This window comes from Mesorhizobium sp. M0496, assembly GCF_040321205.1.
Taxonomy (GTDB): Bacteria; Pseudomonadota; Alphaproteobacteria; order Rhizobiales; family Rhizobiaceae; genus Mesorhizobium.
Genome location: NZ_JAMYRC010000055.1, coordinates 1 through 17,278, shown reverse-complemented (window position 1 = coordinate 17,278; position 17,278 = coordinate 1). Strand labels below are relative to the sequence as shown.

At 59.5% G+C, this 17,278-nt stretch carries 15 protein-coding genes and 1 pseudogene; 5 read left to right on the top strand and 11 right to left on the bottom strand.

The genetic code is table 11. From position 1 onward, the window contains the following. Nucleotides 1-231: 231 nt before the first annotated feature. The 8 genes from NKI73_RS29900 to NKI73_RS29865 all read right to left on the bottom strand — a co-directional run bounded on the left by NKI73_RS29900 (nt 232) and on the right by NKI73_RS29865 (nt 9,360). Nucleotides 232-840 carry an ATP-dependent DNA ligase gene (locus NKI73_RS29900; RefSeq protein WP_352635193.1) on the bottom strand — a complete coding sequence of 203 codons (609 nt, stop codon included), beginning with the start codon at nt 838-840 and terminating at the stop codon, nt 232-234. 228 nt (nt 841-1,068) lie between these two features. Continuing rightward, nucleotides 1,069-1,407 carry a slr1659 superfamily regulator gene (locus NKI73_RS29895; protein ID WP_352635191.1) on the bottom strand — a complete coding sequence of 113 codons (339 nt, stop codon included), beginning with the start codon at nt 1,405-1,407 and terminating at the stop codon, nt 1,069-1,071. Between the two features lie 18 nt (nt 1,408-1,425). Beyond that, complete coding sequence (locus tag NKI73_RS29890; RefSeq protein WP_352635190.1) at nt 1,426-1,986, bottom strand: slr1658 superfamily regulator; 561 nt, start codon at nt 1,984-1,986, stop codon at nt 1,426-1,428. A gap of 2 nt (nt 1,987-1,988) precedes the next feature. Then, nucleotides 1,989-4,355, bottom strand: a complete 2,367-nt coding sequence (locus NKI73_RS29885) for a SpoIIE family protein phosphatase (protein ID WP_352635189.1) — start codon at nt 4,353-4,355, stop codon at nt 1,989-1,991. Next, nucleotides 4,352-5,530, bottom strand: a complete 1,179-nt coding sequence (locus tag NKI73_RS29880; protein WP_352635187.1) for a methyltransferase domain-containing protein — start codon at nt 5,528-5,530, stop codon at nt 4,352-4,354. The genes NKI73_RS29885 and NKI73_RS29880 overlap by 4 nt, the downstream gene beginning before the upstream one ends. Then, nucleotides 5,527-6,051 (bottom strand): ubiquinone biosynthesis methyltransferase UbiE, encoded by a 525-nt coding sequence (locus tag NKI73_RS29875; protein ID WP_352635223.1) that lies wholly within the window; start codon nt 6,049-6,051, stop codon nt 5,527-5,529. Before NKI73_RS29875 ends, NKI73_RS29880 begins: the two co-directional genes overlap by 4 nt. Before the next feature lie 172 nt (nt 6,052-6,223). Further along, nucleotides 6,224-7,852, bottom strand: coding sequence for a putative bifunctional diguanylate cyclase/phosphodiesterase (locus tag NKI73_RS29870; protein ID WP_502909629.1), 1,629 nt, complete (start codon nt 7,850-7,852; stop codon nt 6,224-6,226). 371 nt (nt 7,853-8,223) lie between these two features. Then, nucleotides 8,224-9,360: a helix-turn-helix domain-containing protein gene (locus tag NKI73_RS29865; protein ID WP_352635183.1), complete on the bottom strand. Its 1,137-nt coding sequence runs from the start codon at nt 9,358-9,360 to the stop codon at nt 8,224-8,226. Nucleotides 9,361-9,590: 230 nt separating this feature from the next. Here NKI73_RS29865 and NKI73_RS29860 point away from each other — a divergent pair, with 230 nt between their 5' ends. From NKI73_RS29860 to NKI73_RS29840, 5 genes and pseudogenes are all read left to right on the top strand, one after another. Further along, nucleotides 9,591-9,893 carry a hypothetical protein gene (locus tag NKI73_RS29860; RefSeq protein WP_352635181.1) on the top strand — a complete coding sequence of 101 codons (303 nt, stop codon included), beginning with the start codon at nt 9,591-9,593 and terminating at the stop codon, nt 9,891-9,893. 117 nt (nt 9,894-10,010) lie between these two features. Next, complete coding sequence (locus NKI73_RS29855) at nt 10,011-10,244, top strand: hypothetical protein (RefSeq protein WP_352635179.1); 234 nt, start codon at nt 10,011-10,013, stop codon at nt 10,242-10,244. A 366-nt stretch (nt 10,245-10,610) separates the two neighbouring features. Next, the gene (locus NKI73_RS29850; protein WP_352635177.1) at nt 10,611-11,270 is read left to right on the top strand and encodes a L,D-transpeptidase; all 660 of its coding nucleotides are present in this window, start codon (nt 10,611-10,613) and stop codon (nt 11,268-11,270) included. A gap of 10 nt (nt 11,271-11,280) precedes the next feature. Beyond that, the gene (locus tag NKI73_RS29845) at nt 11,281-11,793 is read left to right on the top strand and encodes an OmpA family protein (protein WP_352635175.1); all 513 of its coding nucleotides are present in this window, start codon (nt 11,281-11,283) and stop codon (nt 11,791-11,793) included. Between the two features lie 128 nt (nt 11,794-11,921). Further along, nucleotides 11,922-12,119: pseudogene (locus NKI73_RS29840) on the top strand (tyrosine-type recombinase/integrase); the annotation flags it as partial. Nucleotides 12,120-12,260: 141 nt separating this feature from the next. Here NKI73_RS29840 and NKI73_RS29835 read toward each other — a convergent pair. Genes NKI73_RS29835 through NKI73_RS29825 form a run of 3 tightly spaced genes read right to left on the bottom strand, consistent with a single transcriptional unit; the run spans nt 12,261 to nt 16,950 of the window. Further along, entirely contained in the window at nt 12,261-13,514 is a 1,254-nt protein-coding gene (locus NKI73_RS29835) for an adenylate/guanylate cyclase domain-containing protein (protein WP_352635173.1), read from the bottom strand. After that, nucleotides 13,511-13,900 carry a response regulator gene (locus NKI73_RS29830; RefSeq protein WP_352635171.1) on the bottom strand — a complete coding sequence of 130 codons (390 nt, stop codon included), beginning with the start codon at nt 13,898-13,900 and terminating at the stop codon, nt 13,511-13,513. Before NKI73_RS29830 ends, NKI73_RS29835 begins: the two co-directional genes overlap by 4 nt. Further along, nucleotides 13,897-16,950 (bottom strand): GAF domain-containing protein, encoded by a 3,054-nt coding sequence (locus tag NKI73_RS29825; RefSeq protein ID WP_352635169.1) that lies wholly within the window; start codon nt 16,948-16,950, stop codon nt 13,897-13,899. Before NKI73_RS29825 ends, NKI73_RS29830 begins: the two co-directional genes overlap by 4 nt. Between the last annotated feature and the right edge of the window lie 328 nt (nt 16,951-17,278).

Sequence of the window (17,278 nt, the reverse complement as noted above, 5' to 3'; positions counted from 1 at the left end):
CCCCACTCGCAGGCCCCGAGATATTTGCTTCGGTGTTGGGCGTGATGCACCTTTCTCCGTGCATCAAATATGGTAGGGCGGGAGAGTCTTGCTCCGAAGTCGAAACACCTTCGGACGAGGCGAACGACCGCTTAGCGCCTCTTGTCGGTCGTTCCGGCCGACTTGACCGTCGCCAAAAGCAGACATTGCAGGTGCCGAGGTCGTGGTTGCGCCGGAGGCGGTCGTCGATGCTCAGAAATCGGGTTCCTCAAAATATTTGGCTTTCAGCCATGTATTCGACGGTCCGCTCCTGTAGCGGCTGTCGGCGCGCTTCGAGATAATGCTTTCGAGCCCCACCTTTTCGATGGCGCGGAAGATCGCTAGCGCACTGCCCTCGAAATGCTCGTTGTACTGGATCTTGCCAAGGCGGTGCTCAACCAGTTGCCACAGCGTCTGCTTGCGCTGCAGCAGGGGCAAGGAGCCTAGATTGCGACCGTCGAGATGGAGGATGTCGAACGCGACGAACACCAGCCGGCTCGGTTTGTTCCAGATCGCGGCTTCCAGCGCGGGGCAATCGGGAGCGCCCTGCTCGCCTGGCACAATGACCTCGCCGTCGATAATGGCAGCCCGGCATGGCAACTCGACAGCCAGCGCGATGGGCCAGTATTTCGTGGTCCAGTCGCGGCCATTCTTGCTGTAGAGACGCACGCCGCCGTTATCGATGATGATCTGCGTTCGATAGCCGTCAAGATTGACCTCGTGAAGCCATCCCTCATCTTCGGGCGGCTCCTTGACGCGAGTCGGGATCTCCGGCGGAATGAACTCCAGCCGGCCGCCGTTCACCTTGGCACTCTTACTCAATGACGCCACCTTTGATCGCACAGCAGCGACGATCGGCACAGGCAGCCCGACATCCCCCAACCTGGACGTTTGACGCCTGTGCCGAGCCTCCGCCGAGCCATTGCGAGCATCTACGCACGAGGCCGGATTGTCGTTAGCTTCGCATCCAGATACTTATCCTGGCGTACATATCTCGCTCGTTGCGGCGCTCTTGCACCACGCAGTCTCTGGCCAATTAGAGCGAGCTGATTAGTCCATCAAAAGCACCAGGGCGGGATGCAGCTTCTTGAGATTCGGCAATGATTTCGATTGCCAGGGTATGTCGGGCGTTCCACGCACGACGAGTCGAACATCGGGATGCTTGCGCACCTCGATGGTGAATTTTGCCAGCAGGTTGATGCCGGAAGAGTTGAGAAAGTGAAGGTCCTTTAAGTTGAGCGTAATGGAAGAGGGATTTGAGGCAAGCACACTGGTCGCCAACGCCGTGACAGGCGCACCGGCGTCGGAACTGGCAAGCCGCATGGCACCGTCGAAGAAAATTTCGCTTCCTTCAGTCCACACGCGGTAGTCGTCTGTCTTGATTTCCATAGCCTGGCTTCGTTTCATTTAGTTGTGAATTTGCGAGATCGGAATAGAGGCATATGTCTCCACGCAAATCCGATCGCTTTCGTCGGCGGCGCTGAATATCCAAGCCAGGCGCGCGCCGTAGTCGCTCATCAACGTCAGCAATCCAAGTCCGGAGCCTCCTACGTCGGGGTTCGCGGCATTGGCTTCAATTCGCTGTATCAGCAGGTCCATGGGGTCGCCAACCGTGATGTCCGCCAGGAGACTTTGGAATTCGGACGCATCTTCACCATCGACGTCATTCGACACCTTGAGCTTGAAGCATTCCGAATCCATCGACGCCTCGATCAAGATCTCACCCGGTGCGCGAAACTTGACGGCATTTTCGATGAGTTCGTTGACCAGATATCCAATGCTGTGCCGCACTTCCATATAGTCATTGCGGGATGACCGGAAGCGCAACGCGAAAAGATCGGCGATGAAGTCCGAGGTCGTGGCACAATGACGCCAACTCAAGTCGAGAGGTCCGTCGAACAGCCGCACGCGACTGACGCTCTCCTTTATCCCAATTGCAACGTCAGGGGTCCCGAACAGCGTTGTCATGGCTATGTGTGCCTTATGATCACGAGGGTGATGTCGTCGTGGATCTTCTGGATCCCGATATGGGCCATGAGATCCTCGATGATCCCGGTTTTGATTTCCTCGGCGCTCCTGCCTTGACGTTTCCGTGCGCTCTCGCAGAGGCGCTCGAATCCGAACAATTTTCTGTCTCGGTCTTCCGCCTCGGTCACTCCGTCCGTGTGCAGCACGATCACGTCGCCGCTCCCGAACACGATGTCGCGCGTGGCAATGAACTTCGAGATGTCATTCTCCAAGCCAACCGGCAGACCCAGATCCATCGTGTCGATACGTTCGACGTCCCCGTCCGCACGCACGACGAGAACGTCCTCATGCTGGCCGGATAGCGTTACCCGCTCATCCTCGAAGTCAAGGAAGGCCAGCGAGAGATGCTTGCCGGTGTTCGTCCGCTCGATGTTCTTGTAGATCGCTCTGTTCAGCCGATCCAGAAACTGGTGCGGATCCCCCTCGTTGGTCTCCTGCAGCGCGCGTGCAACGGATTGGACCATCAGCATCAGCACGCCGCTCTCAAGACCATGACCGGTCACGTCGCCGATGCCGATCTTGACCCGTGACCCGTTCTGCAGGACGTCATAATAGTCACCGCCGACCTCGTCGGCCGGCCGCATGTAGGCCGCGATCTCCAGCCCCGGAATCGCTTCGAGTTCGAATTGTTTCGGCAGGACCATCATCTGTATCTGCCTGGCGACCGCAAGTTCGGCGCCAAGGCGGACGTTCTCGTCCTGCAGCTTTTCGTTGAGTGCGGAAATCTCCTGATTGGCGTCCCCGAGTTCCCTGGTTCGTTCGTCGACGAGTTGCTCGAGGTTTTCCGTGTGAAAGCTGATCTGCTCGGCCATCCGGTTGAAAGCGATTCCTGCCGCTCCAACCTCGTCGCGCGTTGGAATGCTCACGCGGACCGAATAATCTTTGGACTGTAGCCGCTGGGCGGCGCTGGCGAGCGCCCTGAGGCCCGCGGTGATCCGCTTCGAAATTCCGAGCACGGCGGCAAAAACTATCAGAAGCGAAACGACGATCGCAGCGATCTGAAAAAGCAGGATACGGTTGGTTGCGCGGAAAATACTCTCCTGCGCGGCGACCAGGGACGCATAGATCTCCCGTTCGGGAACGACGATCCCGACCGACATCGTTTCGGACTTGATCGGTCCCGAACTCCACAGATTGGTCGGCTTCAATCTTTTGAGGACAACAATGTAGGGTACGCGTTCGCCCTTGTCGTCGAGCATGATATGCTGAATGACACCGTCATTGTTCTGGTCGAGAGGCAGCGACGCGATAGCCGGCTGCGTGCTTCCCCGCAGGGACCTCTCCAGGCCGGTGACGCCCTGGCTGCCCGCATCGCTCGATGACGTCAGGCCGATGATTGCCTGGCCCGACGGATTGATCGCCACCACGTTGCCAGTCGACATCGTGAGAAAGCCGAACCCGGTTTGAGCGATCTTCACACGTTCGACGACTTCCGCGAGTTGGTCGAGAGTGATGTCTGCTCCCGCCGTACCGGCGATGCCGGTGCGATCGCGCGTCCACAGCGGATGGAAAAAGCTGACGATCAACTTTCCCGTGATCGCGTCGGTGTAAGGCGCCGTCTGGGTGATGTCGTCAGGTACCGGACGCGAGGCTGGATCCCTGGCCCATTGCTGCCATGACCCATAGATCCCCGGAAAGAAGAACTCCCAGAACTCCGCCTTGTTGTGGCCCGGATAGAGCTTGTCGAAGGTCTGTGCCTGGTTCGTATACGGTACGGTCCTGAATATCGGCCGTTCTTTTGGACCAATATAATACATCTGCAGTTTGGACGACCCGCTGGCCATGAGCGTCGGCGCAACGAGGTCCAGGACGGTGCTGTGTTCTATTTCCTGCTGAACGCTTGGCAGCGGACTGTGGTCGGCGCCCAGCAGATAGCCCCAGACGCTGACCACGGACGGCGCGCCCGGCAGGTTCTGTGCCCAATCGCCCTGCGCGTCATAGACGACCCTTACCGAGCCGGGCGCCTGCTGCGAAAGGGTGGCTCCGACCTGTTGCTGCCTGCTTGGATCGTCGATCTGGGCCTGCAGCACGCCGGCCAGCGCCTTGACGTCCCCATGAACTCGATCGAGCAGCAGGTCGACGCTCAGCGCTGTCGATTCGGCATAGGAACGAATGTATTCCTGGTTTGCGGTCGTCAGGCCCTCACCGACTTCCGATGTGGCATCGCGCGACAGCTTTTGAACGTTCCAAAGCGCCAGGCCACCGCTCAAAAGGAGGTCGAACAGCACGGCGCCGCCAACGACCAATACGAATTTCGCTCGAAAGGAGCGCAGGCCGAAGCGCGGTGTACCCTCACCGTCGGCTTTCATTGCGGCCGTCGCCCCGATGCGACCCAGATCGGCCAACCCGCATAACCCTTGGGGTGGAGCGCAGCGAAAATGTGGTCCTCGAAGCCCTGCCGGAACCGCGCGACGAACTCCGGTCCATCGCCGCGTCGGGTCGCCATCTCGCCCGCATAGACATCCGCCCAGGCTGCAATGACATCGGCGAAGTCCTGCGGATCGCCGTCCAGGTTAGTGACCATGAAGGTCTCCACAAGGATGTCTTCGAATCCGGCTTCCACCAGGTATCGTCGACTCTTGGGCCCAAGCTCGACGTCCATCTCGAAATGCCCGAACAGCTTCGCCACCTGGTCGTAGGTCCAGCGAATGCTTTCGGCGCGCGGCTCGCCGAGGCAATGCGAATTCTTCTCGTTGGTGATGTAGACCCGCCCGCCTGGCTTGCATATGCGGTAGAGCTCCTTGAGGATGAGTTCAGGTCGATTGAAGATTTGCAGGGAATGCCGGCAGGTGACCAAGTCGAACTGCGCTTCATCGAGCAGCATCTCCGATGCATCGCCATACGTATATTCGATGCCCCGGATGTCGAACTCCCGCATCACTCGTCGAGCATAGTTCAGGCTTGATCTGGAGTGGTCGAGGGCGACGATCCGCGATGGCTGGAACTCCTTCTGCGCGAGCACAGCGAAATCGCCGATCCCGCAACAGATGTCGGCCATGACGATCCCGGGCCTCATCCCGTGTCGCGGCAAGATTGCGCGCTCGTGGCGCCATGTCATCTTTGTCTGAGTGCGCAGGATCGGTACGAACCCGCCTTCCTCAAGGAAGCCCTGCCCCGGATAGAATTCGGTGTCATACTCCTCGACGGTGATGTTCGGTTCAATTCCGCTCAGGCGACCGAATTTTCGCGAGGTCCATCCGACGACGCTTGACGTGATGACGACGAATTTGAGATCGGGTCGAGCGCGACAAGCGTCGATGATGATCCTCGAAAAGGTGTGAAACGCGGCGTTGTTCATCTGCGTCAGGCGCCTGACATTGACGTAGAGAACGCCGCGCACACGGCCGATCGCATCGCGAAGCAATGCTATGCTGGGCCCAAGCTCATCGATCGCCTGAGGCCGGACCACTCCCGATATGGAGAACTCCTGGTTGTTCGCGTCATATTGCGCCTTAAAGCGCGGGAGAAGGTCGTGAGGGCTCAATTTTGCAAGCCCTCAAGCGGAAGATCCACGACAAGCTTGATTGCATCGCCACCGGCTTCCTCGATCCAGAGTGTCGCGTTGTAGTCGACAGCCAGTTCCAGGAGTACGACCTCGCGGCTCGGCGCGAGATCCCCAGACACCGAATTGAGGTATCGCTCTCTGGCCTCTATTCCTGCGAGTTGCGACACAGCTTCTTGGTAGAATTGGCGCTCCTCCGGCACGCAAGGAAATGTCAACTCGATCCTATCCGTCACGCCATGGCGAGACACCCTGCATGCCAGTTCGCCATCGGCATGGCGCGTGCGAAAGGCGACTTCCAGCAATTCGTTGAAGGCGGAGGAAAAGAGATTTGAATGCCGGACCGAGTCAGACCTGTTCTGACTGATCATCCGGGCCATGTATGTCGAGACATAATCGCAGTGTCTCCAAGCGGAGACAAAAGCTTTGATTTCCATGTCGATCTGGATCATGGGTTCAAAGGTCGGTCCGCCGCCAGCCAGGTCATGATGAACAGGTCCCATTGGCATCCTCACTTGTTCCGCAGTATTGAACCCCCGCGGCGTGATGGCCTCCGCGACGACAAATTTCACCGCCCGTGGTCGGTCAGTCTGGCACCGACCCGAAGAATTACACGGTATCCGCCTCGATCGTTCTACAAATCTCCACGTCATCGTTAACAAAGGGTTCAAGGCGCTAGAGCGCCCGATTTGATTCCTGCATCGCTCGTACCATCCTCGGTGGGGACCGCTTGATGAAATCGCTGATCGCTTCGGCCCCGAGCGGCCGTCCTAGGTAATTACCTTGCAGGCAATCGCAATTTTCCTTGATCAGCCACCGTGCCTGTGCCGACGTTTCGACGCCCTCGGCAGTGACATTTATCCCTAGGCCGTGCGCCAGATTCATGATCGATCGCACGATCGTTTGGCTTTTGAGGTCGGTCTCCAGGTCCGCAATAAAGTACTGATCGATCTTCAAAGTATCGAAGGGAAAGTTCTTAAGGTAGCTTAACGATGAGTAGTATGTTCCAAAATCGTCGAGCGAAATTCGTATTCCCAGGACGTTCAGGGTATTCAACGTATCGATATTGTCGATCGTCTTCTCAAGTAGGACCGTCTCCGTTATCTCAAGTTCAAGTCTGTCGGCTTCGATTCCAACTGCGTCGATGATCTGGGCGACGGTGTCCGTCAGCGAACCGCTAAGGAACTGAGCTGGTGACAGGTTCACTGCGACTGTCAGCGAGGAAGGCCACGTCAACGCCTGGTGACAGGCTTCCTCAAGCACCCATCGCCCAATCTCGTCCATCAGACCGTCGGCTTCGGCGATCGGTATGAACACGTTTGGTGGAATGATTCCGACCTCAGGGTGCCGCCACCGCAGCAGCGCTTCGAAACCGATCACCGACGAGGGAGGCCGAATGAGCGGCTGATACTCCAGATAAAGCTCGCCTCGCTCCAGCGCGGTTCGAAGGCTGCGTCTCAGATTCTCGCGTTGCTCAAGCAAGAGCAGCATCGAACGGTTGAATGTTCGAGCGCAGCCGCGTCCATCTGTCTTGGCCGCGTAAAGAGCAATGTCAGCGGCTTTCATCAACTGTTCGCCGTCGGTCCCATGCTCCGGCCCGAAAGCAATTCCGATACTCGAGCCGACGAAGACGGGAATGCCGTTGATGACGAACGGGTTCTTGAACGCGTCGACCAGCGATCCGGCGAGGCGCTCAGCTTCTGCTGGCTGCTCTTTTCCTAATTGGATGACAGCGAACTCATCGCCGGCATACCGGTATGCGGATTCGCCGTCCTGCAGCGCGTCGCGGATACGACCCGCCGCGAGCTGAAGAAGCGTATCGCCTGCTCCATGCCCGAGCGTGTCGTTGACTGCTTTGAAATCGTCAAGGTCGATCTGCAGCAGGGCGGCTTTCGACTTCAGTTCGCCGAGGGCAGCCAGCGCCTGCTGCAGCCGCTCGCCGAATCGCCGCCGATTGTACAGTCCGGTCAGCACGTCGTGCGTCGCCTGATGGAGCAAAATTACATGCTCTTGCTCGTCCGTCACGCTGCGCCCATCGCGCTCCCTTGATTCAATGATTCCCGCACCATTTGCAGTGGCGAAAACAAAAACGGACCGTAGCACTTCGCCCGATGACCGCGGCAAATCGATGCTTGCCGGTGAGCCGCCGTGGAACACACGAAGAAATTCGTCGCGATACCTCGCATCGAGGAAGCTCGGGTAGATCTCCCAAAGGGCGGCACCCGGCGTCACCGCGCCTCCGTACATGCCCCTGAGCTTGGTTGCGTAGTGGGTCAGACAGAAGTCGCGGTCATAGAACGACAAAAGTTCGGTCGTGTTCGCTAAAAGGTCAGCGAGAAGCGCTTCGCCTGGACGTGGAAGGTCACTCTTCGTGCCGACGCCTGATGCCTCTGGAATCAAGAGCCACCTCCATAAGCGGCGCGAATCCACGTCGCCCAGTCCAGAAATAACATAACTATCAAGCCTGGCAAACTTTTAACTCGCAGTCTTAACAAGTGCCGCGTACGGCGTAGGTGCAATGCGTGCTCCGCTGTGGTTTTCGGCGATAATAATCAACGGTCACAGTTGGTTAATAAATCGGGAATTGGCGTGAATTGGCTATATGATTGATAGCGCGGTGGACGTGACATGAAATATTCTGGTCCATGAAGCGGCGACCATCGCCGATCCTGTACTCAGCTTCCGAGCGCTTTGAGCCAACCTTCAAAGGAAGAGGCCTTCTCGTGTTCAGCAAGAGAAACAGAGCGGGCAGGGCGCGGCAACACCACGGTACCGCGGCCTTCGCGGGGACTGTAACCGAATTCCTTGGTGAATGCTCGGCTGAAATTAGCCGCTGAACTAAACCCGAAGGCCTCAGCAATTTCGACAATTCGCCGGCGGTCCGCCGGATCGCTAAGCGCTATATGGGCTGCCAGAAGTCGGCGACTTTGTATATAATGGAGAACGCCACCGCTCGGTTCGAACAATTGATAGAGGCGAGAGCGCGATACGCCGAGCGTTCGGCACATTGAATCCGGCGTCAGATGAGCCGCATCCAGATTGTTTTGGACGTACCGACGCGCTCGCTCCATCAGCGCGACATTCGCCAATTGTTCGGCGGCCGCGGCATGTTCCGCCGGAGGCGCGAGGCAGGCAATGATCATGCTGCGTGTTGCGTGTACGATGCGGGGCAGATCTTCGGCCGTGAGGCTGCGCAGTCTTGCTTCGATGCCGTTGACGTACTCGACCAAGAGGTTGGCAAAGTTGCCGGACAGAATTGAATTGTTTTTTGCGTCGAGGGTTGACGCCGCTTCAGAGAACAAATCACGCGGCAGATAGAGACAGAGACTTTCCGCGTCCGTTACCCTCCCGCGAAACGGGTAGCCAAGCGATCTGATCTCCAAATTGCCCGGCTGGTTTTCCGCAACGCGGCGATCGACCTCCGTCCATGACCGGCCAGTACGTGGCAAGACGATATACCAGTGATCGATCGAACTGGATCGGAGCTTCGTGGCGGAACGCATGTAACTATGTGCCGGCGCGCGCTGTTGAACGATCAGCATGTCACCGAGATTCCAAGCCGTGTGGTCGGCGGGAAAGCCATCGTTCAGCGATTTGTCATCCGGCAACTTGACCTCGACAAGCGGCGCCATATGCGCTTGCCAGGCCGCGAATTGATTCTCTGGCGCCAGTTCCCGCGTTGAAAAGGGCAGAGGTTCTAGTGCCGGCGCGAGCGATGGAGCAGCTTCAGGTTGACCTTCGCGCGGCCAACGGCGTCGATCACGGTCCCGCGGCGGCCTCGTAGGGGCCTCGTCTTGCCTCTTAGTGTCCATCGCGTGGTGCCATATCCGAATCGGGTATGCCCATGCCCCTCTCAATCATGTGGTGTATTTCAGGCATCTGGCAAGACTGGCGAACTCGTGTCGGCTAAAATGGCGATCACGCTGGATTACAGCAAGAAATACATTCCCGGATAAGTTTCTGGATGCGAAGATAACGACACTCTTCAACCTGATGCGTATAGAATCTGGCATCGTGAGGTAGTAGTTGAGGAGATCATGAAATGAACGCAAAGCTCAACAGCGAAGCTCGCCGTAAAATAATTCTTGATGGATACGGTAAGAACGAGCCGTTGAAAGATATTGCGGCAAAGATCGGATGCTCACTGGCGAGTTTGAAAGTTACCGCCAGTAAACTCGGCTGCACTCGAACTCCAAAAGAAGCAGCGGAATTCCGGCGCGGATTTCACGTCCCGGAACACAAGCGGCAAGATTACCAACAACTTATGATTGCTGGGCAGTATAAAGCCCGTGAGTGTGCGTTGATTTTGGGACTCTTAACAGAGCAATCATCAGGCAACAGGTAAACTGATCCAATACACTGTGGGCGATATTATCATTTAAGCATTCCATTACGTCAGCAGTTCATCAGTAAAATACCCGCCGAAAAGCACCGGGCGGCGGGTCCTGAAAGGTTCGCCCAGATGCTGCGTCGGCGTTTCAATCACACCTGCCTGAGCCCTCACGATCTGGCTATTTGTGAACGCGTGTTCGATCAGGTCTGCGCGGATGAGAACCTCGACCCTCTGGACCCGGATGCCGAAATCTTGGCGGTGATGGTCGTGGCCATTTTTCGAAATATCCACACCAGCGAGCGCGAACTGCTGGAGGCAGTGAAGTCTCGTCGGCAATTGCTGCGTGAACCAAAAGCGCCGTGATTTGAGTACAACGAGATAAATAGAGGCAACCTAAGGCTCCTCGCATGAATCCGATCAGTCCCGACGCGCTTTAGCCGAGGCACCTGACTTGAAGAACGGCGCGGGCACGAATTCACGGTCCCTTCGATGGTTGAGATTTGCTTCGGAACTTCGTTTTTTGGCGCACTGACCTGTTAGCCGCGATGTCGGTTGTCGTGTTTGGATCAGTTAGAAATTTCAATCCCACCTGCTTGAATGTCTGCCATCACGTTTTTGGTGCTAGAAGCTGTCGGACCACTTCCGGCCCCCCAACTGCAGCATTTTCCACTTTGAGGCGAAATAATTCTCAACTATGGTCCGCCAGGCTTAAGGCATGGGGGATTGCCGATGGTTTTATCACGCAGGGGTGTCGTGCGCGGCGGCCTGGCGCTGGTCGCGGTCGGTGCAACCGGCAATATTGTTCAAGCCGCGACTGCAAAATCCTTTTTCGCCGGTACCGCAAGCGACAACAATTTTGTCTATCGCAAGACCAACTTCGCCAAGATCGACAAGAGATGGCATCGCCAGATCGTCAAGTATTTCAGCAGCGAGCCGGTCGGCACCGTCGTGGTCGATACCCGCCACCACTTCCTCTACCTCATCATGGAAAACAAGACCGCCATCCGCTACGGCGTCGGCGTCGGCAAGGACGGCTTCAAATGGTACGGCCGCGCGACGATCGACCGCCGCGCGCTGTGGCCGCAATGGGTCCCGCCCCCCGAAATGCGTAAGCGCAAGCCGGACCTACCGCCCATGGTCGCAGGCGGCGCGTCCAACAATCCGCTCGGGCCGCGCGCGCTCTATCTGTACCGCGACGGCGCCGACATCGGCTACCGCCTGCATGGCACGCTGGAGCCATGGAGCATCGGCACCGACGCTTCCAGCGGCTGCATCCGCATGTTCCCGGAAGACATCATCGACCTCTACCAGCGGTGCCCGATCGGCACCGCAGTGGAGGTCCTACCGCACATCGCCGACCAGGCGCCCGCTTCCACCACTGTCGAATGATTGGCGCATCATGAACCGCATGATTGAAACCACGCGCCGGCTGCTCGCCGCCGGCCTGCTGGTGCTGGCCGCATCCTGCTCGACCAGCAACACGCTGGCCCCTCCCACCCCCGACGTCACCAACACCGAGATTGCCGGTTTCCAGAACGTGCAGCCGGGCAGCGAGGAGGATTTTATCCTCAATGTTGGCCGCCGCACCTATTTCACGCAAGGTTCGGCCGCGCTCGATTCTGTCGCCAAGGCCACCCTCGATACCCAGATCGCCTGGTTAGCAAAGCATCCGCGCTGGCTGCTCAAGCTGCAGGGTTTCGCCGACGATCCCGGCGCAGGCGAAACGGCGCTGTCGCAGCGGCGCGCCGATGCGGTGATGGACTACCTAGCCGCCGGCGGTATAGACCGCAACCGCATGTGGGCCAAGGGCTACGGCACGGACAGGCTCGTCCGCGACTGCCCCGACGCCTCCTGCAGGTCGCAGAACCGCCGCGTTGTGTCTAATTTGCGCGATGAGAGGGGCGAATCGTAGGGGCTGCTGTTTTGCTTGTCACCAAATCAGAGTCTCACACGCGACGGCGGCATGGCTGCTTTGCGCCCAATCTCGGCCGTAGAGAACAGCTTTGCCACCGCCTGAAAGCAGACCTTGCTGGGGACCACGCTGGCATCGGCCTGCGCCGGGAGGAATACGGCACGCACTCAATACGGCGGACTAAGGCGTCCATCATTTACAAAGCCACCGGCAACCTACGAGCGGTCCAAATCCTACTCGGCCACACCAAGATCGAGAATACGGTGCGCTATCTTGGCGTCGACGTCGAGGATGCACTCACTTTGGCGGAAGGGACAGAAATTTGACCACCCCGGCTCCTTGCGACCAACGAGGAGCCGGACAGGTATGCGCCCCCTGTCGGCCGTTGAGGTCACCTTTGCCACCTCGTGAAAGCAGACATTGCCGGCGACAAGGCTTGACGGTCGCGGTCGCGACAGGCGCAAAGATCAGTCGAGGCTGATCCGCGTTCCCTTGGCGCCGTTAAGCAGCCGCTTGAGATGGAAGCTAGCGAGCTGGTCGTCCGGACATTTGCCGATCTGCGCGGCGAAAGCCGTAAGCGCGTTTGCATCGCCGGCCTCCAATCTGCCGAAGGCTTCGAGATAGCTCGCCGTCGAAGGATCACTATACTGCTTTGACGACAAAGGCTCGAACGCGCGCAGCGCCTCGGCCCTGCCGCGCAGCATCAGATCGCCGACCGGCCGACCGCGGAAGCCGTCGACCCTTGCAGCCGCGCTCCCGCTGACGCAGATACGCGTGCCCAGCTGCTTGTTGGCGCTTTCCAGCCGCGCCGCGATATTGATGGTGTCGCCATAGGCCGTGTAGTCGAAGAAGCGGCCTCCGCCGAAATTTCCGACCAGCGCCGGACCTGCATGGACGCCGATGCGGGTCGTACCGATCGCGACGCCCTTGTCGCGCCAGCTATCGCGGAACGATTGCGACAGCGCGTCAAGCTCGAGCGCGCAGGCAACCGCACGCGCCGCATGGTCCTGCTGCTCGCCAGGCGCGCCGAACAGCACATGCAGCGCATCGCCGACGATCTTGGCGACGGTGCCTTCATGCGCGAACACGACGTCGGTCATGCCGGCCAAATAGTCATTGAGGAGCGCGCCTAGCGTGGCAGGGTCGATCGTTTCCACCAGCGTGGTGAAGCTGGTAATGTCGGTGAACAGCGAGGCGACCTCGCGCCACTGCCCGGCTAGCGCCAACCCGTCGGCGTCGCCGGCCAGCCGCTCGGCCAGATTGGGCGAGAAGTAGCGCGACAGCGATGCATGCGCGCGCTCCGCGACCGCTTGCCGCCGATGCGCCTCGTGCAGCACCTCGCGATGCTTCAAGGTCTTGGCGATCGTGATCTCCAGGTCGGCAAAGTCAATCGGCTTAGTGATGAAGTCGAAGGCGCCGCGGTTCATCGCCGTGCGGATGTTGGCCATGTCACCGTAAGCGGAGACGATGACGGTCGAAAGCTGCTGCCCCTCGGCCTGCTGCAGCTTCTCCAGCAGCGACAGGCCGTCCATACGGGGCATGTTGATGTCGCACAGCACCATGTCGATGTCGCTGTTGCCGTCGATGACGGATAGGGCGTCCACACCATCGCTGGCAAACAGGAAAATGACCGCGCCGTCGCGGATCTGACGCCGGAACTTCTGGACGATCAAGACCTCAAGGTCGGGCTCGTCGTCGACCACGAGGATGCGCGCCGTCACGCCACCATTCCCAGCCGCGTTTCGATCTGTTGCCTGAGCGCCGCAAAGTCGATCGGCTTGGTCAGCAGCGCTTCGGCGCCGTTCTCCAACGCCTTGCGCTTGGTTTCGGCGTCGCCATAGGCGGTGATCATGATGACCGGGACGTCGGGCCGCAGCACCTTGATCTTCGGCAGCATCTCGAGCCCGCTTATGCCGGGCATGTTGATGTCGGACAGCACCAGGATCAGTGTCACCCCTTCGGCGTGGTCGATCTGCTCCAACGCATCGACCGCCGATTGCGCGAACTCCATGGTGAAGCGGCTGGCTCGGATGTCGCGGCGGAACTGCTGGCGAAACAGCGGCTCGACGTCCGGCTCGTCGTCGACGACCAGGATAAGGAGGCTCATGCTTCACCTCCCGATTTTGCGAGCGAGGCCGCAGCGCGCGGCAGCACAATCCGGAACTCGGTGAACTCGCCTGTCTGGCTGTCGACGTCGATCGTGCCGGCATGCTGTTTGACGACGATGTCGTGGCTGAGCGACAGGCCGAGCCCGGTGCCCTCGCCGGCTGGCTTGGTCGTGAAGAATGGATTGAACATCTTCTCCTTCACCTCGGGCGGAATGCCGGTGCCATTGTCGCGGATCCTGATTTCGACACGGTCGCCGAGGCTCCTGGTGGTGGCGGAGAGCGTCGGCTCATAGGCCGCGCCATTCGCCGCTGCGCTCCGCTTGGCCGTTGCATAAAAGCCGTTGGAGATGAGGTTGAGAAGCACCCGCGTGATCTCCTGCGGGTAGAGATCGACATCCCCCGCCTGCGGGTCGAAATTCTGCGTCAGCGTGATGTTGAATCCTGGCTTTTCGGCGCGCGCCCCGTGATAGGCAAGGTTCAGGCTCTCCTCCACGACGGCATTGATGTCGATAGGACGATGCTCTCCTGATCCCGCGCGCGAATGCAGCAGCATGTTCCTGACGATGGAATCGGCCCGCTTGCCGTGCTGGACCACCTTGTCGAGATTGCCCTTGAGCATGCCTGTCAGCTCGGCGACCTCTTCGCGAACGGATGCCTCCAAAGGCGCTCCGGCCAGCACACTGCTCAAATCATCGATGAGTTCGCCGGAGAGCGCTGAGAAGTTGTTGACGAAGTTGAGCGGGTTTTTGATCTCGTGGGCGATACCGGCGGTCAACTGGCCGAGTGAGGCGAGCTTCTCCGTTTGCACGAGGCGGTCCTGCGCGGTCCTCAGATCTTCGAGCGAGCGTGACAATTCGCGGGTACGCGCCTGCACCTCGTCGAACAGCCGGACGTTCTCGATCGCTATGCCGGACTGGTCGGCAAACGTCTCGACGAGCTCGATCTGCCTCGGCGTGAAGTCCCGCACCTGTGACCGCGTCAGCGCGAACACGCCGACCGGCGCGCCTTCGCGCAAGATCGGAACGCATAGAATGGTCCGGTAGCCGCCGAGCTTCTGAAGCTGCGTTGCCCCGTAGTCCGGGTCGGCGAGCACGTCCGAAACGTGGACGGCGCGGGCTTCGAGGGCCACCCTTCCGGTGACGCTGTCGCGACTGGCGCCGAAGGGATTGGCTTTGGCGAAAACCGCGGCTTCAGGCAAATTGCCGTAGTCGGCCGACCACCGGTAGAGATCGCCGTCGCGCTTGAAGATGACGCTCGTGTCCGCGTCGCACAGCTTGGCCGCTGATTCCACCAGCGTGTCGAGAACCGGCTGCAGGTCGAACGTAGAGCGGCTGATCGCCTTCAGGACATCGGCCGTCGCCGTCTGCTGCTGCAGCGATTCGCTGAGTTCGGCGGTACGCGCCTGCACTTCGTCGAACAGCCGGACGTTCTCCATGGCGATTACCGCCTGGTCGGCGAACGTCTCGACAAGCTCGATCTGCTTTCCAGTGAAAGGTCTTACGACGGGCCGGGTGAGAACGAAGACGCCAACCGGAATTGCCTTGCTGAGGAGAGGAACGCCAAGACAGGTGCGATACCCGCCGAGCTGCTGGTATCCCAGGGCTCTGTATGCTGGGTCCGCCAGCACGTCTGCGATATGGATCGTCTTGGCTTCGAGAGCCACTCGTCCGGTGATGCTGTCCTGATCGACAGCGACGGGATTTTCCCTCGCATACTGTTCGTATTCCTCCGAGAATCCGTAACTGGCCGCGAAATGATAGAGATCATCGTTTCGCTGGAATATGGCGCCGCTTTCGGCTTCGCAGACTCGAATGGCAGATTCGACAAGCGTGTCGAGCACGGTCTGCAGATCGAAGGCCGAGCGACTGATCACTTTCAGCACGTCGGCGGTAGCCGTTTGTTGCTGCAGCGCCTCGCCGAGTTCCGACGTGCGCGCCTGCACCTCGTCGAACAGGCGGACATTCTCGATGGCGATCACCGCCTGGTCGGCGAAGCTCTCGACCAGTTCGACCTGACGCGGTGAAAATAGCCCGATCGTCCGCCGCGCCATGCCGAATACGCCGATGGTCTCCTGACCCCGCTTCAGCGGGACAGAAAGTACTCCGCGGAAACTGCCCATGATTGCCGCTTCCGGCCTTTCGTATTCCGGGTCTTTAAGCGCGTCCGCCACGTGGATCGTCAATCCCTCTAGCGCGGCGCGGCCCTGGAACGTCCCTCGTCCCACGACATGTGGGTTGGCTCGTTCGTATGCATGCAGCTCGGCAGCCTGCCCGCCGCCTGCCATGAACCGCAACGTATCGCCAACGCGCAACGAGATTGCGCCCATGTCCGCCCCGGCCAGGCGTATTGCCGAGTCGACCAGCGTCTGCAGTACCGGTTGAAGATCGAAGGCCGACCGGCTGATTGCCTTGAGCACATCGGCGGTCGCGGTCTGCTGCTCCAGCGCCTCGCCGAGATCGCGGGTGCGCGCCTGCACCTCCTCGAAGAGGCGGACATTTTCGATGGCGATGACGGCCTGGTCGGCGAAAATCTTGAGTAGCTCGACTTGTTTTTCGCTGAACGGTCTGACCTCCGTTCGGCGAATTACGAGCGCTCCAATGGCCTCGTCCTCACGCAGCAAAGGGGTGGCGAGAATTGTCCGGTGGCCAAGCCGTAGCGCCATCGATCGGCCTGCAGGGAACTCTCCCTCCAGCGCGAGCAGATCGTGCACATGTATCGGCCTGCGATCGGTCACGGCGCGACCGGTGGCCCACTCCCGCGTGATCGGAAAAGTGGCGAAGTCGATGGGGATCGGCCCGTGGTGTGCGCCAATGGCCAGCGATTCGCCTTGCCGCAGAAAGATCGCCGCGTCATAGGCCTCGCAGAGTTGTGCGGCGCTTTCGGCGACCGCATTCAGGACCGGTTGGATGTCCGTCGGCGACGCCGCGATCACCCTGAGGATCGCACTCGTCGCAGTCTGCTGTTCAAGGAGACTGGCGACCTCCGCGGAGCGTACCCGATTTTCTTCGCGCGCCGCTGTCAACTCGGATCGGAGCGAGCTGATTGTCATCTCAGAGTCGGAGTCGGGCCCTCCCACTGAGGTGCTCCTGTTTTTCCCTGCTCAGTGTCGGCTTTGGCCAGCCCAGCGTCAAGTTTGGTGACCTTGCAACGTCCGTTTGTGACGCAGCACGGCCGCTTTGGGCAACTGAGCGTCGGCCATCGGAGGTATTGCAGATAGGGAATACGTCCGAGATGGGGTCGTAGGCGGGGTGCCCGCTTCTTCGCACCTTGACCTAAAACCGGTCGGTCAGCTTCCGTGAAGAGTTTCGGGCGCCGGCAGGCGTACGAAAGTCCCCGAGGAAGGAACCCGTGGGCCACAGGCGATGGTTATGGGGATT

What these genes read in the sequence shown, in the direction of transcription:
- NKI73_RS29875 (WP_352635223.1), bottom strand. Translation starts at nt 6,051, where the DNA reads ATGGGACCTGTTCATCATGACCTGGCTGGCGGCGGACCGACCTTTGAA.
- NKI73_RS29830 (WP_352635171.1), bottom strand. Translation starts at nt 13,900, where the DNA reads ATGAGCCTCCTTATCCTGGTCGTCGACGACGAGCCGGACGTCGAGCCG.
- NKI73_RS29865 (WP_352635183.1), bottom strand. Translation starts at nt 9,360, where the DNA reads ATGGACACTAAGAGGCAAGACGAGGCCCCTACGAGGCCGCCGCGGGAC.
- NKI73_RS29850 (WP_352635177.1), top strand. Translation starts at nt 10,611, where the DNA reads ATGGTTTTATCACGCAGGGGTGTCGTGCGCGGCGGCCTGGCGCTGGTC.
- NKI73_RS29825 (WP_352635169.1), bottom strand. Translation starts at nt 16,950, where the DNA reads ATGACAATCAGCTCGCTCCGATCCGAGTTGACAGCGGCGCGCGAAGAA.
- NKI73_RS29885 (WP_352635189.1), bottom strand. Translation starts at nt 4,355, where the DNA reads ATGAAAGCCGACGGTGAGGGTACACCGCGCTTCGGCCTGCGCTCCTTT.
- NKI73_RS29890 (WP_352635190.1), bottom strand. Translation starts at nt 1,986, where the DNA reads ATGACAACGCTGTTCGGGACCCCTGACGTTGCAATTGGGATAAAGGAG.
- NKI73_RS29855 (WP_352635179.1), top strand. Translation starts at nt 10,011, where the DNA reads ATGCTGCGTCGGCGTTTCAATCACACCTGCCTGAGCCCTCACGATCTG.
- NKI73_RS29845 (WP_352635175.1), top strand. Translation starts at nt 11,281, where the DNA reads ATGAACCGCATGATTGAAACCACGCGCCGGCTGCTCGCCGCCGGCCTG.
- NKI73_RS29860 (WP_352635181.1), top strand. Translation starts at nt 9,591, where the DNA reads ATGAACGCAAAGCTCAACAGCGAAGCTCGCCGTAAAATAATTCTTGAT.
- NKI73_RS29895 (WP_352635191.1), bottom strand. Translation starts at nt 1,407, where the DNA reads ATGGAAATCAAGACAGACGACTACCGCGTGTGGACTGAAGGAAGCGAA.